Genomic DNA, 22,310 nt, shown 5'->3' with positions numbered 1-22,310 from the left:
CGTCAAATTACCTGGGCTGCATCATAATTCGATCGGCCCGAGGTTTATGGCTCGATTACTGGTGCGGCCCAACGGATTCGAGTGCCGCCCTGTGGCGGTGTGGTGATCTGGCACGTGCCGCCGACCGCCTCGGCGCGGCGGTGCAGGTTGGCCAGGCCGCTGTGGCGCATGTTGTCGGCGGGGATGCCGCAACCGTTGTCGGTGATGTCGATGACCAACTGATCGCCGACCGCCAGCTCGACGATCAAGCGTGAGGCGCCCGAGTGCCGCACGGCATTGCTGATCGCTTCCGTGGTGACGGCTTCGGCGTGCTCGGCTATGTCGGACGCGACGGCGCTCGTGGGGCCCGACATGTGCAAAGTGGTGGAGATGTCGCGATTCTCGGTCAGGTCAGCGACGAGGTCGCGGATACGCCGGCCCAAATCGTCGCCGACGCCCGGCGGATTCTGAAGTCCGAAAATCGCAGAGCGGATGTCTTCGATCGTGCTTTGGAGCTCGTCGATGGTGCGGTTGAGCCGGTTGGTCACCTCGGGTGAGCGCGCCCGTGCCGCCGTCCCTTGAAGGTCAAGGCCGGCGGCGAACAGCCGTTGGATGACGTGGTCGTGCAGGTCGTGGGCGATGCGTTCACGGTCGGCGAGGATCGTGAGCTCGCGGGCGGTTTCCCGGCTTTGCGCCAGCGTCAGCGCCAGCGCGGCGTGACTGGCGAAGTCGCTGACCAGATCCAAATACATCGGCTCGAACGGTGGCTGTTGCGTGTTGCGCGCCACCGCGATTACCCCGACGACGGTGTCGTTGGCGCGCAGCGGCATGACGATCGCCGGCCTCTCGCCCACATCGGTGAACGCCTGGATGGGATACCTGAAGGATTCGGTGATCAGCGGTGTGCCGGAACGAAACACCTCGCCGGACGTCGAGTCGTCGACCGGGACACGCTGCCCGGTCACCTCCTCGGCATAGAGACCCACAGCCGTGGAAACCACCAGCGTGTCAACCTCGGCGGCCGGCTCGTCGGCGTCGGCAGGGACGAGGACGATCGCCTGCTCCGCCTCGGTGAGCTCCCGCGCCCTCTCGGCGATCAGCTTCAAGGGGCGCAGCTGCGGGTCAGCGCCTGACAGCAGAGCGGTAGTGATCTCTCGACTGGCATTCGTCCACTTCGCCGACGCTCGCATGCGCTCGTACAGCTGCGCATTGTCGATCGCCACCGCCGCCGCGGTTGCCAGTGCACGCGCACCGATCTCGTCGGATGGCGTGAACGACTTCGATTCACGATCGTCGGCGACGTACAGAGAGCCGAACACCGTGTTCCGAATGGTGATTGGCACACCGAGGAACGCCCGCATCTTCGGGTGGTGTTCGGGAAAACCGCCAGCGGCGGGATGCGCGGTGAGGTCGTCAAGGCGCAATACGTCTGACGAATCCAGCTTCACACCGAGAAGTCCCTTGCCGACCGGCAGATGGCCGATCAGCCGCACGGTGTCGACGTCCATGCCCTCGTTTACGAACGACGTCAGAGTGCCCTCGGGAGTGCGGACCGCCACCGCGCCATAACGTGCCCCGGTCAACTCTCTGGCTGCTGTGACGATCCGGTCCAGTGTGGCGTCGAGGTCTAGATCCGATCCGATCTGGACGATTACGCGCAGCAACAGCTCCATCTGATCGCGTGCTGCCAGCAACTCGTCGAGCTGCTGGTGCATGTTGCTGACCAGATCCCGGCGACCCAAACCGGAAAATGCTGAGTCACGCCCGTCACCCGCCACGCTTCCCCCAGATCCCCGGAGCATCTAGCCCAAGGCTAACCCAACAGACCTGCTAAACCGCCAAAACGCTGTGTTGGCAGGAGTGGCCGACGGCGGCGACGGGTATCCCGTCGCATGCCACACATTCAGGTATTTGCCGATGTGCGTCGCAGTGCGGAGTCGATGTGGCAGGAGATCGGCTCGTTTCAATGCATCGCGCGGTGGCATCCGATGCTGACGGACGCGCACGGCGACGGTGAGGAGCCGGGTGCGACGCGAACGCTGGAGACTGTGGACGGCCGGCGGTGGGAGGAGCGGCTGACCGAAGTCGACCCCGTGCAGCGCCTGTACCGATACGAGGTGGCCTCCAGTGATCTGCCAATCGCGGACTTCGTCGGCGAGTTCCGGGTGCGCGACGGCGGTGCGGACAAGTGCACCGTCGTATGGACGGCACAGTTCTCGGTGACCGAGGGCGGTGACAAGGAGGCCAGCGACGCGGTGCGCAGGTTCTTCCGCGCCGGGGCACGCAGCATCGAAGATCGCTATGCCGTCCGCGCGCCGCGCGCCAGGAATATGAGAAAGCTGTTGCGCCTTCGCTAACACGTTGGCGCAGTAGCGTGTTGGCATGGGATTCGCCGTTGCCCGCATCGACCATGTGGTGCTGAATTGCCGCGACGTCGACACCACAGCCGACTGGTATGTGCGCGTGCTCGGCGTGAGACGTGAAGTATTCGGCGACGGCCGCGTAGCGCTGCTCTTCGGAAACCAGAAGGTCAACCTGCGGCCCACCGGTGCCGCGAACTGGGAGACCGGCGTCATCGACGCTCCCGGTTCGCTCGACCTCTGCTTCATCGCCGACGCCACGCCCGATGCGATCGGTGAGCACTTGCGTTCCTGCGGCGTGGACATCACCGAAGGGCCGGTGACCAAGACCGGCGCACTGGGACCGATGACGTCGCACTACTGCCGCGACCCCGACGGCAACCTGATCGAGGTCGCCAGCTATTCGGCCCCCGATTAGCCTGACTGCCATGAGTGCGAGCCGATTCGGCACCGATGTGTACGCGCAGCGCCTGGAATCGGCTGCACGCGCCGCAGCCGACGCCGACCTCGCCGGTCTGGTGATCACCCCGGGATATGACCTGTGCTATCTCGTCGGCTCCCGTGCGCAGACCTTCGAAAGGCTGACCGCGCTGGTGCTTTCGGCCAGCGGGGACGCGACGGTCGTGGTACCGCGGCTGGAATTGGCCTCGCTCAAGGAATCCGCGGTCACCGAGCTCGGACTGGCGGTGCGTGACTGGGTCGACGGCGAGGACCCGTACCGCCTGGTGGCGGACGCGCTCGGCGGCGCGCCCGTCGCCACCGCAGTCACCGATTCCATGCCCGCGCTGCATCTGCTGCCCCTTGCCGACGTGCTGGGTGCGGTGCCGGTGCTGGCCACCGATGTGCTGCGGCGGATGCGGATGATCAAGGATGTCGCGGAGATCGACGCGCTGCGCAAGGCCGGTGCGGCGATCGACCGCGTCCACGCGCGCGTGCCCGAATTCCTGGTGCCCGGCCGAACCGAGGCCGACGTGGCCGCCGATATCGCGGAAGCCATTGTCGGCGAAGGGCATTCGGAGGTGGCGTTCATCATCGTCGGGTCAGGCCCGCACGGCGCCGACCCTCACCACGAATGTTCGGACCGCGAACTGCGGGTCGGTGACATCGTCGTCGTCGACATCGGCGGTCCGTACGAACCCGGGTACAACTCCGACTCGACCCGCACCTACAGCATCGGTGAACCCGATCCCGAGGTGGCCAGGCGCTACGCGGTGCTGCAGCGGGCCCAGCGGGCCGCCGTCGAGGCGGTCCGGCCTGGCGTGACGGCCGAGCAGGTCGACGCCGCCGCGCGCGAGGTGCTGGCGGCGGAGGGACTCGCCGAGGCGTTCGTGCACCGCACCGGGCACGGCATCGGCCTGTCCGTCCACGAGGAGCCCTACATCGTGGCGGGCAACGACCTTGCACTCGAGCCCGGCATGGCATTTTCCGTCGAGCCGGGCATCTACTTTCCCGGCCAGTGGGGTGCGCGCATCGAAGACATCGTCATCGTGACCTCAGAGGGTGCGCTGTCGGTCAACAACCGCCCGCACGACCTGGTCGTCGTCCCGACCGCCTAGTTCTCCGCGCGGTCCAGCAGGTCAGACGAACCCAGCACCCGCTCGACGCGGACCTCGATCACCACGCGCTTGGGGTTGACCCGGGGTGTGCGGTAGCGCTGGGCGTAGCGCAGTTCGGCGTCGCGGACCGCATCGGCGTCGGTGTTGACGCTGGCCTTGCCCTCCAGCGACAGCCAACGCGCACCGTCGACCTGGCTGAGCACCGCGACGCCGCGTTCGTCGGCGTTGACGGCCTTCTGCGAACCGCCCGTGGTGATCACGCGGGCGATGTGTGTCTTGGGGTCGAAGGTGAAACCCACGGCCACCACATGCGGCGAATTGTCCGAGCGAAGCGTCGTCAACATGGCCAAATGCCGTTCGGTGAGAAACGCCAACGCGTCGTTGGTGAGCCGGGTGGTTGCCTTCGCCATCAGGCCCCACGGTAGCGCAGGCAATAATCACAGCCGTGAAGGACACGAGCGGCGGGCTGATCGTGATTTTCGGCGGCCGCAGCGAGATCGGGGTCGAGCTGGCCACCAGGTTGGCACGCGGCGCGACCGTTGTGCTGGCGGGCCGCCGTGCCGAAGACCTCGACGAGCAGGTTGCCGTGGTCAAGGAAGCCGGCGCGTCGGCGGTGCATGCCGTCGAATTCGACGCCGACGACCTCGCCTCACACGACCCTCTGGTCGACGCCATCGTGTCCGAGCACGGGCCGATCGGCACTGCGGTGCTGGCCTTCGGCATCCTCGGCGATCAGGCCCGCGCGGAGAAGGACGCGGCCCACGCCGCGGCGATCCTGCACACCGACTTCGTCGCGCAGGCCGGCTTGCTGACCGTGCTGGCCAACACCATGCGCTCCGCCGGTTCGGGTGCGATCGTCGTGTTCTCATCGGTGGCAGGCGTGCGGGTGCGACGCGCCAACTATGTATACGGCTCGGCAAAGGCGGGCCTCGACGGCTTCGCCAGCGGGCTGGCCGACGCGTTGCACGGGTCGGGCGTACGGCTGCTGATGGTGCGGCCGGGGTTCGTGATCGGCCGCATGACAGAGGGCATGGAGCCGGCGCCGTTTTCGAGCACGCCGGCCCAGGTCGCGACCGCCACCGCACGTGCACTGGCCAAGGGCCGCCGCACGGTGTGGGTGCCACCGGTCCTGAGGCCGTTGTTCATGGGGATGCGGTTGCTGCCGCAGTCCATTTGGCGAAGGATGCCGAGATGATCGTGGTGGTCGGCATCGGGGCCGACGGAATGTCCGGCCTGTCACCGACGTCACGCGATGAATTGCAAAGAGCCACAGTTGTTTACGGCTCGCGGCGTCAGCTGGACCTGCTGGACGACACCGTCACCGCAGAGCGGCACCAATGGCCATCGCCGATGCTTACTGCGTTGCGGACGCTGTTCGACGATGTCGTCGGAGACGTGCACGTGGTGGCCAGCGGTGATCCGATGCTGCACGGCGTCGGCTACATCTTGACCAGGCTGTTCGGTTCGGATCGGGTGACAGTGCTGCCACATGTGTCGTCGGTGACGCTGGCGTGCGCGCGCCTGGGCTGGGCGGTGCAGGACACCGAGGTGATCAGCCTGGTGACCGCCGAACCGCATACGGCGGTGCGAAGGGGCGGCCAGGCGGTGGTGTTGTGCCGCGACGGCGCCGGACCCGCCGCACTGGCCAAGCTGCTCACCGATACCGGCCGCGGCGACTCCGAATTGGCTGTGCTCGAACAGCTCGGCGGGCAGGCCGAGCGCCGCCGCGACGCCACCGCCCGCGACTGGGCGGCCCACCCGCCCGGCGACGTTGACGACCTGAACGTGGTCGCCGTGCGTTACCTGCCCGACGAACGGCAGGGCGGTGCGCTGCCGGACGACGTGCTCGCCCATGACGGGCAGATCACCAAACAGTCGATGCGGGCGGTCACGCTGGCGGCGCTGGCGCCGAGGCCCGGTCAGCTGCTGTGGGACGTCGGCGCGGGATCGGGCAGCATCTCGATCGAATGGTGCCGCAGCGCAACGGGTTGCCGCGCCGTCGCGTTCGAACGCGACGAGCCACGTCGGCAACGGATCACCGACAACGCGGTGGCTTTCGGCGCCAAGATCGAAGTGCACTTCGACGCGCCGGAAGCGTTCGACTTTGTGCCACCGCCGTCGGCGATTTTCATCGGCGGCGGCGTGACCCAGCCCGGATTGCTGCAGGCATGCTGGGACCGGCTGCCGGCAGGCGGCCGGCTCGTCGCCAACGCCGTCACCGCAGAATCCGAAGCCGTTCTGGTCCAATGGTATTCGCGGGTTGGCGGGGAACTGCAACGCTTCCAGCACTATCGCGGAGAACCGCTCGGCGAGTTCACGGGGTGGCGGCCCGCGATGCCCGTCACCCAGTGGGCGGTGACCAAGCCGTGACGGTCTACTTCATCGGCGCCGGACCCGGCGCAGCGGATCTGATCACGGTGCGCGGGCAGCGGCTGTTGAGCCGCTGCCCGGTCTGCCTGTACGCCGGCTCGATCATGCCGGAGGATCTGCTCGCCGTGTGTCCGCCCGACGCCCGCGTCGTCGACACCGGCCCGTTGACGCTGGACCAGATCATCACCGAATTGGCCGACGCCCATGCGGCAGGCCTGGACGTCGCGCGCCTGCATTCCGGCGACCCGTCGCTGTACAGCGCGCTGGCCGAACAAAGCCGTCGTCTCGACGACCTCGGTATCGATTACGAAATCGTGCCTGGCGTACCGGCATTCGCCGCCGCCGCCGCAGTGTTGGGCCGCGAACTGACGGTGCCAGGCGTGGCGCAGACGGTCACGCTGACGCGGGTGGCGACGTTGTCGACCGCGATGCCGCCGGGGGAGGATCTGAAGACGTTGTCCGCGTCGGGGTCCACGCTGGTGTTGCACTTGGCCGCCGCCCAGATCGACGCGATCGTGCCGCAGCTGCTGGAGGGCGGCTACCGGCCGGACACTCCATGCGCGGTGGTGGCTTTCGCGAGCTGGCCGCAGGAGACCGTCCTGCGGTGCACTCTGGCCGGGCTCGCCGACCAGACGAAGGAGGCGGGCGTGACCCGCACCGCCGTCATCGTCGTCGGCGATGTCCTTGCCGCCGAAGGGTTTTCCGACAGCTACCTGTATTCGTCGGGACGCGTGCGGCGGGGCAGGCACTGATGCGTGTCCTGCTGCTCGGAGGCACGTCGGAGGCGCGCGCGCTCGCCGGGCGACTGCATCCTGGCGTCGACGTGATCAGCTCGCTGGCGGGTCGCGTACCCGACCCGGCGCTACCGGTCGGTGAGGTGCGCATCGGCGGTTTCGGCGGCGTCGACGGAATGCGCCGATGGCTGGTCGATTGCGGGGTCGACGCCGTCGTCGACGCCACGCATCCCTACGCCGCGACCATCACCGCGCACGCCGCGATGGTCTGCGACGAGCTGGGCCTACCGCATCTGGTGCTGGCGCGCCCAGCGTGGCCGCCAGGCGACGCGATCGTCGTCGCCTCGGATATCGAGGCCGCGAAAACAGTTGCCGACGAAGGGTACTCGCGCGTCTTCCTAACCACCGGACGCACCGGCGTCGGGGCATTCAGGGATGTCGATGCCTGGTTTCTGATCCGTGCGGTCACCCCACCGGACGCCGACACCCTCCCGCGGCATCACGACGTCGTGTTGTCGCGAGGGCCGTACCACTACGACGACGAGTTGGAACTCCTGCGGGAGCACCGCATCGACGCGCTGGTGACCAAGAACAGCGGGGGAGCGATGACGCGGCCGAAACTCGATGCGGCCGCCGCACTTGGCGTTGCCGTCGTGATGGTGGCCCGGCCTTTACTGCCGCCCGGAGTGGAGACGGTGGACAGTGTCGACGCCGCGCAAGCGTGGGTCAGATCGACTGGTAACTCTTGATCAGGTCGAGTGTTTCGAGTTCTCGGATCGCCCGGCACCCCCGGTGCAGCATCGCCAGGATCATCTCGTCACCGCGTTCGGTCGACGCGGCGAAGGCAAAGCCGAGGCCGGTGATCAGCGGCGCCTGCACCACACCGAGACGATAGTCCCGCCAGCAGGCGTCGGCGTCGTAATCCGTTACGCCGTAACTCAACAGGGCGTCGTGGTAGCGGCCGACGAGGTCGGCCTCGATCTCTGACCGCACTTCGGGCGTCAGGCTGGTCGCGGTGAAGTACGCAAGATCACGTCCCGGCAGGCCGACGCCCATCGTCTGCCAGTCGACGACCGTGACGCGGGTGCGGTCCGGGTCGAAAAGCATGTTGTCCAGCCGGTAGTCGCCGTGCATCAGCGCGAACCGTTTGGGCTCCGCCAGCAGCCACGGTGTCACCAATCCCATTGCGGCGCGCAGTGTTTCCCGGTCCTCGACAGTCATACGATCGCCGAGCTTGTCGATCGTGATGTCGGCGGCCATCACCGACACGTCGCCGAGGCCTTTCGCGGCCGCCTCGTCACCCGGTTTGGGCATCGAGATTGCGGACAATTCCAGCCACACCGGGTCACACCAGCTCGGGCCGTGCAGCCCGGCCAGCGCCTCCGCGGCCAACTCGGCTTCCGCAGGTGTGCAGCCGGCGATCTGATCACCCTGCACGGCCGGTGCCATGTCGGCGAGCACCAAGACGAAATCCGTACCGTCGGTGGCGATATCGCTGTAGAAGCAGCCCGGTACCGGGATGCTCACCCTGGCGGCGACGTCGGTGTAGAACTCGACCTCCGATAGGTAGCCGAGTGCAACCCGCTCGCGAACGGTGTCGTCCTGGGCGGGCAGTTTGATCGCAAAAGATTGCGGGAGACCCCGATCGGTGCGGTAGGTCGCCGCCACCCGGTACGTCGCGCCGGTCTGCCCGGTGCCGATCGGGGTGACGTCGACGTGTTCAACGTCGGCGGCGAGAACCGCGGACAACCACCCGGCGGTCACGTCGGCGGGATGACGCGGTATCGGCGCGGCGTTGGCCATCCGCGGACCCTAATCCGCCGTGACAAAAGCAGTCAAGAATGTCACGTCGCGCGTCGCCTGTCGTCTCGAAACTGCTGACAGATCGCAATCTCGGGTCAAAACGCGATCTGCCCGCAGTTTCGACGAGTTATCACGTCGGGTAGTGGCGCGGGGTGAACACGCGGTCGTCGTACCACTGCGTCTGCGACGAGCCGACGATCAGCAGGCAGCGCATGTCGACGTCGGCTGGATCAAGGTCGGCAAGCCGGACGACCTTGACGTCTTCACGTGGGCCGGAGACGTCGCGGCCGATCACCACGGGCGTGCTGGCATCCCGGTACTCGAGGAGCAGGTCCCGCATGGCGGCGACCTGCCATGTGCGGCTCTTGGACGCGGGGTTGTAGATCGCGAGCACCAGGTCGGCGCGCGCTGCGGCGGTCAGCCGCTCGGCGATGATCTCCCAGGGCTTGAGTCTGTCGGACAGCGAGATGACGGCGTAGTCGTGTCCGAGCGGCGCGCCCACCCGGCTGGCGACGGCCTGAGCGGCGGTCATCGCCGGGATCACCCGCACCTGAACGCCGGGCCACTGCTTGGCCTCTTCCAGCACCGCGGTCGCCATCGCGAACACACCGGGATCACCCGACGACACCACCGCTACGGCACGGCCCTGCTGCGCCAGTGTGCAGGCCAACCGGGCGCGCGCCGGTTCGTCGGTGTTGTCGCTGGGATGGCGGCGCTGGCCGTCGCGGCTGCCGACGCGGTCCAGATACGGGCCGTAGCCGATCAGGTCGCTGGCGCCCGCCAGCTCGCGTCGGCTCTGCGGGGTCATCCAGTCGCTGTCGCCGGGGCCGAGTCCCACGACAGCGACGCTGCCGGTCGGCTCCTGCCGCCGCGACGTGCCAGGCAGCATCGCCAATGAGAAGTACGGCACGCTGTCGGCGTCGACCTCGCCGGCAGGAAGCACCCGCTCGAGCGATGTGCTCGCCCGTTCCACGTAGAACGTCTCATCGAGCCGTCCGGTCGACGAAAGCGCTTCCCGCACAGCGGGATACGAACGTCCCAACTTGAGCACCACGGCGGCGTCGGTGTCGGCAAGGCGCCGCTTCAGCTCGTCGACGGGCAGCGTGCCGGGAAGGATCGTCAGGACCTCGTCACCCTCGACCAGCGGCGTCGCGGTCGCCGCCGACGCGGCGCTGACCGACGTGACGCCGGGGACGATGACGGCGTCGAACCGTTGGGTGAGCCGCGTGTGCATGTGCATGTACGAGCTGTAGAACAGCGGATCGCCCTCGGCGAGAAGGGCGACGTTGCGTCCCGCGTCGAGGTGCGCGGCGATGCGGTCGGCGGATTCGCGATAGAAGTCCTCGATCGCGCCGGCGTAGCCGCCGGGATGGTCGGTGGTCTCGGTGGTCACCGGGTAGACGAGGTGCTCCTCGATCTGGCCCGGCCGCAGATACGGCTCGGCGATGCCGCGCGCGATGCTGCGGCCATGGCGGGCGCTGTGGTAGGCCACGACGTCCGCCTCGGCGATCAGGCGCGCAGCCTTCACGGTGACGAGTTCGGGGTCACCCGGTCCGAGGCCGACACCCCACAACGTGCCCCTGCTCATTCGCGCTCACTTGCGATCGCATTGACGGCCGCGGCCGCCATCGCGCTGCCACCGCGCCGACCCTGCACCACCAGATAGGACATGCCGCGTGGGCGGTCGATGAGCTCCTGCTTGGACTGCGCCGAGCCGACGAAACCGACCGGTCCGCCGAGAACCGCGGCCGGCGTGGGGGCGCCGTCGTCGATCAGCTCGAGCAGCCGGAACAACGCGGTCGGCGCATTGCCGATGGCCAGCACCGCGCCACCGAGCCGGTCGGCCCACAGGTCCACCGCGGCCGCCGATCTGGTGCTGCCGAGGCGGGCAGCCACATCGGCCGCTCGTGGGTCGGCGACCAGCGATACGACCTCGTTGCCGGCGGGGAGCCGCGACTTGGTGATCCCCGCGGCCACCATCGAGGAATCGCACAGGATCGGCGCGCCCGCAACCAGCGCCGCGTGGGTCTTGGCGACCACGTCGTCGCTGAAGGCGACGTGCTCGGCCACGTCGACCTGACCGCACGTATGGATCAGGCGGACCACCACGCGCGCGACGTCGTCGGGAAACCGCGACAAGTCCGCCTCTGCGCGGATCGTCGCGAACGACTGCCGGTAGATCTCGGCCGCGTCGCGGATGTAGTCGAGCACCCGCTCACCCTAACGGCGGGTGGTTCCCGTGTAGCTCGCGACCAGCACGAGCGCGCAACCCGCGAGCTGCAGCGCCGACGGGCGCTCGGCCAACACCAGCGCGCCCAGCGCGATCGCGCCGATTCCAGTGAGTAGCAGCAGGGTCGAGCTGACATCGCTTGGCAGCCGCGGCGAACTGAACGCGACGAGCAGCCAGCCGAGAAGTTGCCCGCTGATCGCGACCAGGACCAGCCACCCGATCGTCGGCCAGCCTGGTGTGACGTCGATGCCATGCCACCACAGGCCGACGACGACCGACACGGCCGCTGCCGATGCCAGCACCACGGCGTAGGTCTGCAGCGGCTGCCCGCCCTGGCCGCCGCGGCGCAGCAAGAACAGAAACCCCGAATAGCAGAGTGCGGCGGCGACAGCGTGCACTGTGCCCCAGGCCGGGTTGGTGCCACCGATGCCGCGCTCGAATATCCCGCCTGCCAGCAGCGCACCCGCCAGGATGACCGGAAGCGACCACACGAAGCGCGGTCCGACGCGTTCGCGGTCGACCAGCCAAGCCAGCAGGGGCACGACGGCCACCTGCGTGTTGACCAGCACCGTCGACAGGCCGGCTCCGACCTCGGGAATGGACTGGGTCCACCAGAGCATGTCGCCTGCGAACAGCACGCCGCATCCGGTCGCGGCAAGGCATCCGCGGCGGTCAAGCGCGCTACAGCGTCGCTTCTCGCGCAACGCGAGCGTCACGACCACGGGTAGGGCGAACAGGCATCGGGCGACGGTGGCCGTCGCGGGCGTGGTGGCAGCGAGCCCGAGCAGAACAGCCGATGCGGATACACACAATGCGCCGACCGCCACGCCGAGATGCCAACGGACGTCATTGCGGACGATTGCCTTCATGTGAAGGTCGAGTGCCCGGTTTACCTAACAGCTAAACACGAATTTACCTGTTAGTCTGAGTTGTATGACTTCAGCGGCGGGTCAACTCGCGCTGCGCGGCGGCCACCCGGCGATCGACTTCGTCAATACCGTTGCATGGCGCGGAGATTCGTCGCGTCGCATCGACCATCTCGACGACTACGCCGACCTGACGGCGTGGTGCCGACATGCCGGCTTGCTGACGACGACGGAGGCGCGGGACGTGCCTGTCGATGACGCGACGGCGCATCGCGTCCTCACGCACGCCAAGCGATTACGCGAAGCGCTGCATGCGCTGTGGACCGTGGGCACACACGTCGACCCGGTGATCGGCCAGACATACATCGCCGCGATGCGGCGCAGGCAGCTTGGATTGGAGGGCGATGTCGTGACGTGGACAGAGCCAGGGTTGACGGTGCGAACACCCCTCGACCGGATCGCGATACAGGCCGTCGCTCTGATGACTGAGGCTCCGCTGGCGCGCATCAAACGATGTGACGACGACGCGTGCGGTTGGCTGTTCCTCGACACCAGCCACCGGCAGAATCGCCGATGGTGCAGCGCAGCCGACTGTGGCAACAGGGACCGCGCCCGCAGACACTACGAACGCAGCCGCCGCTGATAGCCGTTCGGGGTCGCGATCAGAACCTCGCCGGCCGGCGGGCTTCCACACGCGCGTTCGCAGCCGACGAAGTGCCGATGAGCTGCGGTCGGCTCGTCGACAGCGGCCGCCGCGTCGGCGCGGACGTCGGTCACCGAGTGCTCGCAGCCCGGGCTTCCGGTGCAGGCGCTGATCGACAGCCACGCCGAGTTCTCGTCGAACACCAGCCCCATCGGTGCCAACACGCGCAGTGCCACATCGGCGACGGCTTCGTCGAGGTCGAAGACCAGCACCGAGCGCCATGGGGTGATGACCATCGGGGCGTCGATGGCCGCGAGATACTCCGCCACCCTGGCTTGCAGCACGCCGAGCGGTACGGCGGCGCCAAGGGCGATCCGGCCGTCGTCCTGCCGCAGCCAGCCCACCGGCGGCCGGGTGACCGGTGGCCACCTCGGACCAGGCTCTGCGGTGGGGGTCGTCAGCAGCGACGTCATGTCGTCGAGTTCGGCTACCCGCCAATCCTTTCCGCGAATCTGCGTGAAGCGTGCTGCGACCCCAATCAGTGTCGGCACCACGTCGGGTAACCGAAGCCGGACGCCGGTGTCGCGGCCGGCCAGTAGCAGCGCAGCGGTTGTCGGGTCGATGAAGTGCACGCCGGCGTCGGCGCCGAGCCCTGATACGTCGGCGTGGCCGTCGTCGATCCCGAACAGGAACCGCCCCGGCAGGTCGGCGAGCAGTGGCTCGGCCTGTATCGCTTCGTCCAGATCGGTGACCAGCCCACGGATATCGGTCGATCCGCCGAGACGGCCGGACAGCGGTGACGCGATGAGGTTGCGGACTCGTTCGTGCGTGGGCGAGGGCAGCAGCCCGGCCGCGGCGACCGCCTCGGCGACGGCTGCCGTATCGGTGATCGCCCGGATTTGAATGCTGCCGCGTGACGTGATCTCCATGGCGGGCGAGCCGAATTGGCCGGCGGCATGCGCGAGTGCCTGCAGCTGGCTGGGCGAGATCATGCCTCCCGGCAAGCGCACGCGAGCCAGCGCTCCGTCGGCCGCCTGGTGCAGCTGCAGCGCGCCGGGACAGGCGTCCTGATCGCGCATCCTGGCCACCCGAACACCGTACGGCGCGATGTTCGGGCGAGGCGAACGGGTGCGACTGCGTCGTTGCTGGATTCGCTTCTCCTGTGCAATTTCCAGTGACCGACCCGCACATCACCAGCACTACTTGGTCGCGGTGCTTGCCCAGCTCAGCGACGGGGCGCTCCTTTGCAAGTCAAGGGAATCGGGCGGAAATTGAGCGCGCGCGTCAAAAAGTGCGGGATTCGCCAGCGGATTCAGGTAGTTGACCACTCGTGAGTATCGCTAATGATCGGCGGAAAGTTTCTCTCATCCACACCGGCCGGGCCAGCCGCCCGACCAACAAACGAGGGGAGAAACTGAAATGTCTGAACTGTTAGCGCCATTCGGCGCTCCGCCTGAAGTTGTCGAGGAACCGGACGCCACCGCGCCGGCTACCGTCGCACCGGCTGGGGTGACTCACGAACCTGTCGTGATCACCGAACAGCAGGTTCTGTTCGCCACCGCCGCGGCAGTGCCGTTGCAGCCGACGAAGACTCGTGGATGGTTCTCACGACTCGTCGGCTCGATCGTGGCGTCGGGGTCTGTGGCGTCCGACGACGAGGGCAGGGTGAAGCCGCGTCACTACCCGCCGCGCCACGACTTTCTCGAGGATGCGCGGATGGCGCGAGAGATGCACCGGCTGTAGCTCAACTCGCCAATGCCGAGTATTGCGACGCATCGCCAACAACCACGCGGCTGCGCTGGCCGTAGATGTCGACCGGGATGTCTCCGGCCAGCGTGACGCGGTTGAGCCGCCGGTACTGGTCGTCGTAGTCCGCGACGGCATAGTGCTGAGTGGCACGGTTGTCCCAGATGGCCACATCACCCGGTTCCCAACTCCAACGAATAGTGTTCTCCAGCTTGGTGACTCGAGCCTGCAGCAGCCCGAACAGCGTGGCCGATTCGGTGGGCCCGAGGCCGACGAACTGCTTGATGAAATGGCCGAGCAACAGCACACGCTTACCGGTTTCGGGGTGTACCCGAACAACGGGATGTTCAGTCTCGTAATAATCCGACACGAAATCTTGGCGGTATTCGCGCACCGTGCCCGCCAGTTCCTCGTGCCGGCCGTCGTGGTCGGCGGCGTAGTCGTATTGATTGGTGTGCACCGCCCAGAGGTTTTCGGTCAGTGCGCGAAGCGGTGCGGGCAACTGCTCGTAGGCCGTCTCCGTCGATGCCCACGTCGTGGTGCCGCCGTAGCTGGGCAGCGAAACTGCCCGCAGTAGAGAAGTTTTCGGGATTCTGTCGACGAAGGTGACGTCGGTGTGCCAGCTGTTGGCCTTGTCGTATCGGGAGTCGATCGGCAGCACTGACTTGCCCCGCGACAGCGTCGGGTGCGCCGTGGTCGGGGTGCCCAGCCTGCTGGCGAACGCGAGTTGTCCGTCGTCGTCGAGGTCATGCTGGCCGCGGAAGAAGATCACCTTGTGCTCGAGCAGGGCTGCGTTGATGGCCGCAACGGTTTCGGCGTCGAGATCGGCCGCCAGCTGTACGCCGTCAATTCGGGCGCCGATGTTGGCGCCGAGTTTCACCACGTCGATCGAATGACTCACCCACGCATCGTCGGCGATCGAGGTGCCACGCAACACCGTTTGAATGACCGCGATCGAAAGGGCGATTGTGACCGCCGCCACACTATGGGTTCTAGTGATCCGTCCCACACAAGTCGGCCTTTTTCGAGGCGTTTCGTCGTACTTTCTTGCTAACTGCACTCGTGTACAACAACGAGTGGTCAGGGAAAGGAACGACGATGTTCGCACTCATTCTTTTCGGCATGCTCCTGCTGGTTCTCGTCGCGGCGCTCCGCATGCCCTACCCGCAGACGTGGCACGGCCGTTGGGGCAAGTACGACCGCTGACCACCGACCGCACCGCCACGACGTGCGGTGCGGTACGAATGGTGGGTGCTAGATCCGACCGTCCTGCTGCTGTCGACGTCCGACACCGACCTGATCACGGCGCGTGCCAGCGGGGCGGCCTACCGGTGGGCAAACCCGTCGAGGCTCGTCGATGGCGAGCTGGATGAACTCCTCGACGGTGCCGATATCGCCGTCGTCCGCATCCTGGGCGGCTATCGAGCCTGGCAGGACGGCATCGACGCGGTAGTCGCAAGTGGCGTTCCCACCGTCGTCGTCAGCGGCGAGCAGTCACCGGACGCCGAGCTGATGGGCCAGTCCACGACACCTGCGGGAGTGGCGCTGCAGTCACACGTCTACCTCGCGCACGGCGGCACGGAAAACCTTCGGCAGCTGCACGCGTTCCTGTCCGACACCCTGCTGATGACCGGCTACGGATTCGGGCCGCCGGTGACGGCGCCGAACTGGGGGGTGCTCGAGCGGCCGTCAACACATGCTGACGGGCCGACCATCGCCGTCCTCTACTACCGCGCGCAACATCTGGCAGGCAACACCGCGTACATCGAGGCCCTGTGCCGGGCAATCGAGGATGCCGGTGGGCGTCCGCTGCCGGTGTTCTGCGCGTCGCTGCGCACCGCCGACGCCGGGCTGCTCGACCTGCTCGGATCGGCCGACGCGATGATCACCACCGTGCTGGCCGCCGGTGGCGCCACCCCGGCAAGCGTCGGCGCGGGCGGCAACGATGACAGCTGGAACGTCGCGCATCTGGCCGCGCTCGATGTCCCGATTCTTCAAGGCCTCTGCCTGACAAGCTCGCGCTCGCAGTGGGCAAACAACGACGACGGCCTGTCGCCGCTCGACGTGGCGACACAGGTGGCTGTGCCGGAATTCGACGGCCGCATCATCACGGTTCCGTTCTCGTTCAAGGAGATTGACGACGAAGGACTGATTTCCTACGTCGCCGACCCTGAGCGATGCGCGCGCGTCGCAGGTCTGGCGGTGCGTCACGCGAAGCTGCGCGCGATCGCGCCCGAGGACAAGCGGGTGGCGCTCGTGTTCTCCGCATATCCGACCAAGCACGCCCGCATCGGAAACGCCGTTGGGCTGGATACGCCGGCGAGTGCGGTCGCGTTGCTGCGGGCGATGCGCTCTGCCGGGTACGCGGTCGGCGAGATACCCGGTGTGGATGCGGAGGACGGTGATGCGCTCATCCACGAGCTCATCGCGCGAGGTGGTCAGGACCCCGACTGGCTCACCGATGCTCAATTGGTCGGCAATCCAATTCGCATGTCCGCCAAGGATTACCAGGATTGGTTCGCCACGTTGCCTTCCGAGTTCACCGACGCGGTCGTCAAGCATTGGGGTCCGCCGCCCGGCGGACTGTTCGTCGACAACGGCGATATCGTCATCGCGGCGATGCAGGCCGACAACCTCGTGCTGATGGTTCAGCCGCCGCGCGGTTTCGGCGAGAACCCGGTGGCCATCTACCACGACCCCGATCTGCCGCCGAGCCACCATTATCTGGCCGCCTACCGCTGGATCGACGTCGGGTTCGGCGCGGATGCCGTCGTGCATCTCGGCAAGCACGGAAACCTGGAGTGGTTGCCGGGCAAGACGCTTGGGATGTCGGCGGCGTGCGGGGCCGACGCGGCGCTGGGCAACCTGCCGCTGATCTACCCGTTCCTCGTCAACGACCCGGGGGAGGGCACACAAGCCAAACGCCGTGCCCACGCGACGCTCGTCGACCACCTGATCCCGCCGATGGCGAGGGCCGAAACATACGGCGATATCGCCCGTTTGGAGCAACTGCTCGACGAACACGCCAACGTCGCCGCGCTCGACCCCGGCAAGCTGCCGGCCATCCGGCAGCAGATCTGGACGCTGATGCGTGCGGCGAAGATGGACCACGACCTCGGCCTCGACGAGCGGCCCGAGGACGACTCGTTCGACGACATGCTGTTGCACGTCGACGGCTGGCTGTGCGAAATCAAAGACGTCCAGATCCGCGACGGCCTGCACATCTTGGGTGAAAAGCCAACGGGTGAAGGCGAAGTCGATCTGGTGCTGGCCATCTTGCGGGCACGCCAGCTGTTCGGCGGTGAGCAGACGGTTCCCGGCCTGCGGCAGGCGCTCGGCCTGGCGGAGGACGGCAGCGACGATCGTGCCGACGTCGACGCGGCAGAATCGCGGGCACGTGAACTGGTCGCTGCGCTACAGAAGTCCGGCTGGGATCCCGACACCGTCGACACGCTCACCGACGATGCCGGCGTGGCCCGCATATTGAAATTCGCCGCCACGGAGGTGGTTCCGCGACTGGTCGGCACGTCGCGAGAGATCGACCAGATACTGCGGGCCCTGGACGGGCGGTTCATCGAGGCGGGACCGTCGGGGTCGCCGCTACGCGGCCTGGTCAACGTGCTGCCGACGGGACGCAACTTCTACTCCGTCGACCCGAAGGCGGTGCCGTCACGGCTGGCGTGGGAAACCGGTGTCGCGATGGCGGATTCGCTGCTGGACCGCTATCGCGACGACTACGGCCGATGGCCGAGCTCGGTCGGGCTGTCGGTGTGGGGCACCTCCGCGATGCGCACTTCAGGCGACGATATCGCCGAAGTGCTTGCGCTGCTGGGTGTTCGGCCCGTCTGGGACGACGCATCCCGGCGCGTCATCGACCTGGAGCCGATCTCGCTGACCGAATTGGGACGACCACGCATCGACGTCACCGTGCGCATCTCCGGCTTCTTCCGCGACGCGTTCCCGCACGTGGTCACGATGCTCGACGACGCGGTTCAGCTCGTCGCCGGTCTCGACGAGCCGGCGGAGGACAACTACGTACGTGCGCACGCCCAGGCTGATGTCGCCGACCACGGCGACCAACGGCGTTCCACCACACGCATTTTCGGATCAAAGCCGGGCACCTATGGGGCGGGCCTGTTGCAACTGATCGACAGCCGCAACTGGCGTGACGACGCCGACCTCGCGCAGGTCTACACCGCATGGGGCGGCTTCGCCTATGGTCGCGGGCTGGACGGTGCGCCCGCAGCGGACGATATGAATCGGCAGTACCGCCGGATCGCCGTGGCCGCCAAGAACACCGACACTCGCGAACACGACATCGCCGATTCCGACGACTACTTCCAGTACCACGGCGGCATGGTCGCCACCGTGCGTGCGCTGACGGGACAGGCGCCCGCGGCCTACATCGGCGACAACACCCGGCCCGACGCCGTGCGCACGCGCACGCTGTCGGAGGAGACCACGCGGGTGTTCCGCGCGCGTGTCGTCAACCCGCGCTGGATCAACGCGATGCGCAGGCACGGCTACAAGGGCGCGTTCGAGATGGCCGCGACCGTCGACTACCTGTTCGGCTACGACGCGACGGCGCATGTGATGGCCGACTGGATGTATGAGCGGCTGTCGGCGGAGTACGTGCTCGACGACGAGAATCGTAAGTTCATGGAGGAGTCCAACCCCTGGGCGCTGCACGGCATGGCGGAGCGATTGCTGGAGGCCGCCGGCCGCGGCATGTGGGCGCAGCCCGAGCAAGCCACTCTCGATGGGCTGCGCCAAGTGCTACTCGAGACGGAAGGCGAACTCGAAGGCTAGGTTGGGCGGGTGCCCGTCACCTTTGCCGACATCGCGAAATCCGAATACATCCTGCTGACCACGTTCACCAAGGACGGCCGCGCCAAGCCGACGCCGATCTGGGCGGCGCCCGACGGAGAACGACTGCTGGTGATCACCCAAGAGAAGTCGTGGAAGGTCAAGCGCATCCGCAACACGCCGCGGGTCACCCTTGCGGCCTGCGATATGCGCGGCAATCCCAAGAGCGAGACCATCGAGGCGACCGCCACGATCCTCGACAAGTCGCAGAACGGCGCCGTGTACGACGCGATCGGTAATCGCTACGGGCTCGTGGGCAAGACGTTTAACCTGTTTTCCAAGCTGCGCGGCGGTATGAAGAACAACGTCGGGCTCGAACTGAAGGCGGCATGACATGGCTCCGACATTCGACGACATCGCCAAGGCGAAATACATTCTGCTGACCACGTTCACTAAGGACGGCACGCCGAAGCCGACCGCGATCTGGGCCGCACCCGACGGCGATCGACTACTCGTGATCACCGAGCAGGACTCGTGGAAGGTCAGGCGGATCCGGAACACTCCGCGGGTCACGGTGGCGGTATGCGACCCGCGCGGCAACCCGAAGAGCGAGTCGATCGAAGCCGTCGCGCGCGTTCTCGACAAGTCCGAAGCCGGTGACGTGCAACGCGCGATCAACAAGCGATATGGCGTGCTCGGCTGGTTGTTCGGCGTCTACGTCAAGGTGCGTGGACTGGACAAGAAGAGCGTCGGCGTGGAGATCAAGGCCGCGTGACCGTGACCTTCGCTGACGTGGCCAATTCGAAGTACGGCGTCGTGGTGGGGGCGACTCGCTAGAAGAGGCGGCCCAACCGGTACACATTCAGCGGCACGCCCACCACGCTGAGTTGATTGATGATGTCCTCCAAGCGTTTTCGCGGGACATCCATCCGCCATTCGGGTAACAAGCCCGACAGGCACACCACGCCGGGTGCAAAGCTGACGCTCGTGAGCATCAGCTCGTGCGGAAGTTCGGGAAGCCGCACTGGGTAGGCCGGAGTGCGCGCAGGCAGTCTCCACCGTGAGTCGCGGAAGGCCATGGCGCGCGGTTTGAGCCAGAGCGTGGTGCCGTCGAGCTCGGCGTCCACCTCCAGGTTGCCGAGCATGGGCCGGCGTGCCAGTCGGAGCCGCGCAATGCCATCCGGGCCCACCTCGCCGGACAGTCGCGGGGCGGCCCAGGAAAACAGATCGTCGAGCACGGGCGCGGGTATCTCCAGCGTCAGCTCCACCGGCGCGGCCACCAGCACCGGGGGCGCGGTGGGCTTCATGTGCACGTTGTGCAACACGACGGTGGCCCGGTCGAACACGTTGTCGCCCCAGCGAATCTCACGCGCGGCGAGCCGCACGTCGTTGAGCTGGCCGACGGACAACCCGCGCACGTCAAGCCGCGAGTCGAACTCCGTGACCGTCAGCGTGAGGTCGCCCTCGTCGAGCCGAACGGCAAGTCGCCGTCCCACCACCAACCGCCGCACGGTCATGAACAGCGTCCGGTAGGCCGCGGCGGCGCCGCTGCTCACCGGCGCGACCGCCGCCGTCGACCACAGCGACGACAGCATGTCGATCGGCCGGAACGGGTCGAAGCGGCGCAGCGGGCGCGGACGCGTCATAGGGTCCAGCATCCGTCATCCGCCGTGCGGAGTGAAGCTGCCCAGCAGCGCGCGCATGGACTTGGCGACGGCGTGGCGGGTCTCGACGGGATCGGGGGAGTTCGCGATCAGCATTGCGCCGCGGGTCAGGGCCCCGAGCAGCAGCCGAGTGGCGGTTTCGGGGTCCTCCACTGTGATCGTGCCAGCTTTCGCGGCCGCCGTGAGCGCGTGCACGATCACGGCGTGGGCATAGCGCTCGTCGAGCTCGGTGTAGCGCGCCAGCCCAAGCACGGCCGGCCCGTCGACGATCAGGATGCGCTGCATATCCGGCTGCAGCACGCCGTCGAGAAATGCCTCGAAGCCGCGGGCGAGTTCGTCGACGCCGTCTGACGCGCCCTGCGCCGCCTGCTTCGACGCCTTCATCAAGTCGGTGTGCGCCTGCACGAACACAGCCTCGAAAAGCGCTGTCTTGGTGGGGAAGTGGTGATACAGCGCGCCCGTCGTGACGCGCGCCTCCCTGGCCAGGTCTTCGACCGACGTGGTCCGAAAGCCATGTTCGCCGAACAAGCGCCGACCGGCAGCGATCAAGGCCGCCCGGGTCTGCGCGACCTGCTCTGCGCGCAGCGAGGCGGGCTGTTCGGCCGCCGGGTCCGACATCTGAGGCTCCTATGCATTGAGACCGAGCATACCCTATTGACATAGTGATAATATGTGAAATAGTCGCTCTATGACATCAGCACCCGTCGATCTCCACGGGCCGGCCGAGGACACTCGCCGCGAGTACGGCCCAACGCTCAACGCCCTGCGGGACGCGGTATCCAGGACCGCCGACCTGTGGCGCAACATCGACCGGCCCGACGCTCTAGCGCCAGGTCTGATCTGGACCGCTGCCGAGACCGCTGCGCACGTCGTCGGTGACCTTCGTGACTACACCCAGGCACTGACACGTCATGCGAACGGCTATATGACCCATGCCAATCGGCCGATGGAGTCACCGTCGCGGCTGAGTGCCAAGGTCAACGCCAGACACCTGGAAGAGATCCCCGAGCGGGATCTGCATCGGCTCGCCGACATGCTCGAGCAGGCGGCCGCCACCTATCTGGACGTCGCGGCGTCGGCGGACACCCGTGCCCGGATTCCGACGCCGAACGGTCTTGTGATCGGCCCGTCGACGATGGCCGCGCTGCTGCTGGGCGAGCAACTCGTGCACGGCCTCGACGTGTCGCGCGCCGCTGGAAGGGAGTGGGCGGTCGCGCCTACCGATGCGTTGTTGGTGATTCCCGGCGTGCTGACCGTCGCGCCGCAATACCTGCGGCCGAAGAAGGCGGCCGGGGTGCACGTGTCCTTCGAGCTGCGCATGCGCGGCGGAGCGGGCTACCGGCTGGCCGTCCACGACGGCACGGCGATCGTCACCGCGGCGGGAGAGAAGGCCGACTGTGTCATCTCCGCGGAGCCGGTGGCGTTCCTGCTGCTGGGCTACGGGCGCATACCGCAGTGGTCTCCGGTGCTGCGCGGACAGCTGCGTCCGGGCGGCCGCAAGCCCTGGCTGGCGATGAAATTCGGCACGCTGCTGCACCGTCCGTAGCACGTAT

23 protein-coding genes are annotated in these 22,310 nt (G+C 67.3%); 13 read left to right on the top strand and 10 right to left on the bottom strand.

What is annotated here, in order from left to right:
* Positions 1–44: 44 nt before the first annotated feature.
* A complete protein-coding gene (locus ACWW36_RS25585; RefSeq protein ID WP_456142622.1) occupies positions 45–1,694 on the bottom strand; it encodes a GAF domain-containing protein in 1,650 nt (549 codons plus the stop codon).
* 177 nt (positions 1,695–1,871) lie between these two features.
* On the opposite strand from ACWW36_RS25585, the gene ACWW36_RS25580 reads away from it, so the two are divergent.
* From ACWW36_RS25580 to ACWW36_RS25570, 3 genes are read left to right on the top strand one after another with little or no spacing between them, the layout of a single operon-like run.
* Positions 1,872–2,336, top strand: a complete 465-nt coding sequence (locus ACWW36_RS25580) for an SRPBCC family protein (protein ID WP_456138739.1) — start codon at positions 1,872–1,874, stop codon at positions 2,334–2,336.
* A 25-nt stretch (positions 2,337–2,361) separates the two neighbouring features.
* Entirely contained in the window at positions 2,362–2,757 is a 396-nt protein-coding gene (locus tag ACWW36_RS25575) for a VOC family protein (RefSeq protein ID WP_456138738.1), read from the top strand.
* A gap of 10 nt (positions 2,758–2,767) precedes the next feature.
* Positions 2,768–3,895: a M24 family metallopeptidase gene (locus ACWW36_RS25570; protein ID WP_456138737.1), complete on the top strand. Its 1,128-nt coding sequence runs from the start codon at positions 2,768–2,770 to the stop codon at positions 3,893–3,895.
* On the opposite strand, the gene ACWW36_RS25565 is transcribed toward ACWW36_RS25570, so the two are convergent.
* Complete coding sequence (locus tag ACWW36_RS25565) at positions 3,892–4,305, bottom strand: F420-dependent biliverdin reductase (RefSeq protein WP_456138736.1); 414 nt, start codon at positions 4,303–4,305, stop codon at positions 3,892–3,894. The two genes, ACWW36_RS25570 and ACWW36_RS25565, sit on opposite strands and share 4 nt — an antisense overlap.
* A 35-nt stretch (positions 4,306–4,340) precedes the next feature.
* Between ACWW36_RS25565 and ACWW36_RS25560 the strand changes: the two genes are divergently transcribed.
* From ACWW36_RS25560 to ACWW36_RS25545, 4 genes are read left to right on the top strand one after another with little or no spacing between them, the layout of a single operon-like run.
* Positions 4,341–5,090, top strand: coding sequence for an SDR family NAD(P)-dependent oxidoreductase (locus tag ACWW36_RS25560; RefSeq protein WP_456138735.1), 750 nt, complete (start codon positions 4,341–4,343; stop codon positions 5,088–5,090).
* Positions 5,087–6,265, top strand: coding sequence for a precorrin-6y C5,15-methyltransferase (decarboxylating) subunit CbiE (cbiE, locus tag ACWW36_RS25555; protein ID WP_456138734.1), 1,179 nt, complete (start codon positions 5,087–5,089; stop codon positions 6,263–6,265). Before ACWW36_RS25560 ends, cbiE begins: the two co-directional genes overlap by 4 nt.
* Positions 6,262–7,017 carry a precorrin-4 C(11)-methyltransferase gene (gene cobM / locus ACWW36_RS25550; RefSeq protein ID WP_456138733.1) on the top strand — a complete coding sequence of 252 codons (756 nt, stop codon included), beginning with the start codon at positions 6,262–6,264 and terminating at the stop codon, positions 7,015–7,017. Before cbiE ends, cobM begins: the two co-directional genes overlap by 4 nt.
* Entirely contained in the window at positions 7,017–7,748 is a 732-nt protein-coding gene (locus ACWW36_RS25545) for a cobalt-precorrin-6A reductase (protein ID WP_456138732.1), read from the top strand. Before cobM ends, ACWW36_RS25545 begins: the two co-directional genes overlap by 1 nt.
* On the opposite strand, the gene ACWW36_RS25540 is transcribed toward ACWW36_RS25545, so the two are convergent.
* The 4 genes from ACWW36_RS25540 to ACWW36_RS25525 all read right to left on the bottom strand — a co-directional run bounded on the left by ACWW36_RS25540 (position 7,726) and on the right by ACWW36_RS25525 (position 11,901).
* A complete protein-coding gene (locus ACWW36_RS25540) occupies positions 7,726–8,802 on the bottom strand; it encodes a phosphotransferase family protein (RefSeq protein ID WP_456138731.1) in 1,077 nt (358 codons plus the stop codon). The genes ACWW36_RS25545 and ACWW36_RS25540 overlap by 23 nt on opposite strands.
* 130 nt (positions 8,803–8,932) lie before the next feature.
* Positions 8,933–10,390, bottom strand: coding sequence for a precorrin-2 C(20)-methyltransferase (locus tag ACWW36_RS25535; protein WP_456138730.1), 1,458 nt, complete (start codon positions 10,388–10,390; stop codon positions 8,933–8,935).
* Positions 10,387–11,013, bottom strand: coding sequence for a precorrin-8X methylmutase (locus ACWW36_RS25530; RefSeq protein ID WP_456138729.1), 627 nt, complete (start codon positions 11,011–11,013; stop codon positions 10,387–10,389). The genes ACWW36_RS25535 and ACWW36_RS25530 overlap by 4 nt, the downstream gene beginning before the upstream one ends.
* Before the next feature lie 9 nt (positions 11,014–11,022).
* Complete coding sequence (locus ACWW36_RS25525) at positions 11,023–11,901, bottom strand: DMT family transporter (protein ID WP_456138728.1); 879 nt, start codon at positions 11,899–11,901, stop codon at positions 11,023–11,025.
* A 64-nt stretch (positions 11,902–11,965) separates the two neighbouring features.
* Between ACWW36_RS25525 and ACWW36_RS25520 the strand changes: the two genes are divergently transcribed.
* Positions 11,966–12,541: a CGNR zinc finger domain-containing protein gene (locus ACWW36_RS25520; protein WP_456138727.1), complete on the top strand. Its 576-nt coding sequence runs from the start codon at positions 11,966–11,968 to the stop codon at positions 12,539–12,541.
* Here ACWW36_RS25520 and cobG read toward each other — a convergent pair.
* Positions 12,520–13,629 carry a precorrin-3B synthase gene (cobG, locus tag ACWW36_RS25515; RefSeq protein WP_456138726.1) on the bottom strand — a complete coding sequence of 370 codons (1,110 nt, stop codon included), beginning with the start codon at positions 13,627–13,629 and terminating at the stop codon, positions 12,520–12,522. The two genes, ACWW36_RS25520 and cobG, sit on opposite strands and share 22 nt — an antisense overlap.
* 331 nt (positions 13,630–13,960) lie before the next feature.
* Here cobG and ACWW36_RS25510 point away from each other — a divergent pair, with 331 nt between their 5' ends.
* Positions 13,961–14,284 carry a hypothetical protein gene (locus tag ACWW36_RS25510; RefSeq protein WP_456138725.1) on the top strand — a complete coding sequence of 108 codons (324 nt, stop codon included), beginning with the start codon at positions 13,961–13,963 and terminating at the stop codon, positions 14,282–14,284.
* Between the two features lies 1 nt (position 14,285).
* Here ACWW36_RS25510 and ACWW36_RS25505 read toward each other — a convergent pair whose 3' ends face one another.
* A complete protein-coding gene (locus tag ACWW36_RS25505; protein WP_456142621.1) occupies positions 14,286–15,188 on the bottom strand; it encodes a TauD/TfdA dioxygenase family protein in 903 nt (300 codons plus the stop codon).
* A gap of 350 nt (positions 15,189–15,538) precedes the next feature.
* On the opposite strand from ACWW36_RS25505, the gene cobN reads away from it, so the two are divergent.
* From cobN to ACWW36_RS25490, 3 genes are read left to right on the top strand one after another with little or no spacing between them, the layout of a single operon-like run.
* Positions 15,539–19,096, top strand: a complete 3,558-nt coding sequence (gene cobN, locus ACWW36_RS25500) for a cobaltochelatase subunit CobN (RefSeq protein ID WP_456138724.1) — start codon at positions 15,539–15,541, stop codon at positions 19,094–19,096.
* Positions 19,097–19,105: 9 nt separating this feature from the next.
* The gene (locus ACWW36_RS25495; RefSeq protein WP_456138723.1) at positions 19,106–19,486 is read left to right on the top strand and encodes a PPOX class F420-dependent oxidoreductase; all 381 of its coding nucleotides are present in this window, start codon (positions 19,106–19,108) and stop codon (positions 19,484–19,486) included.
* A 1-nt stretch (position 19,487) separates the two neighbouring features.
* Complete coding sequence (locus ACWW36_RS25490) at positions 19,488–19,868, top strand: PPOX class F420-dependent oxidoreductase (RefSeq protein ID WP_456138722.1); 381 nt, start codon at positions 19,488–19,490, stop codon at positions 19,866–19,868.
* A 58-nt stretch (positions 19,869–19,926) separates the two neighbouring features.
* Here ACWW36_RS25490 and ACWW36_RS25485 read toward each other — a convergent pair whose 3' ends face one another.
* Positions 19,927–20,739 (bottom strand): hypothetical protein, encoded by an 813-nt coding sequence (locus ACWW36_RS25485; RefSeq protein ID WP_456138721.1) that lies wholly within the window; start codon positions 20,737–20,739, stop codon positions 19,927–19,929.
* Between the two features lie 15 nt (positions 20,740–20,754).
* Positions 20,755–21,375, bottom strand: coding sequence for a TetR/AcrR family transcriptional regulator (locus ACWW36_RS25480; RefSeq protein WP_456138720.1), 621 nt, complete (start codon positions 21,373–21,375; stop codon positions 20,755–20,757).
* A 70-nt stretch (positions 21,376–21,445) separates the two neighbouring features.
* On the opposite strand from ACWW36_RS25480, the gene ACWW36_RS25475 reads away from it, so the two are divergent.
* Positions 21,446–22,303, top strand: a complete 858-nt coding sequence (locus ACWW36_RS25475) for a hypothetical protein (protein WP_456138719.1) — start codon at positions 21,446–21,448, stop codon at positions 22,301–22,303.
* The last annotated feature ends 7 nt before the right edge of the window (positions 22,304–22,310 follow it).

This window comes from Mycobacterium sp. MMS18-G62, assembly GCF_053877835.1.
The sequence above is the reverse complement of the archived record's forward strand: the minus strand, read 5'-3'. Positions and strand labels throughout refer to the sequence as shown.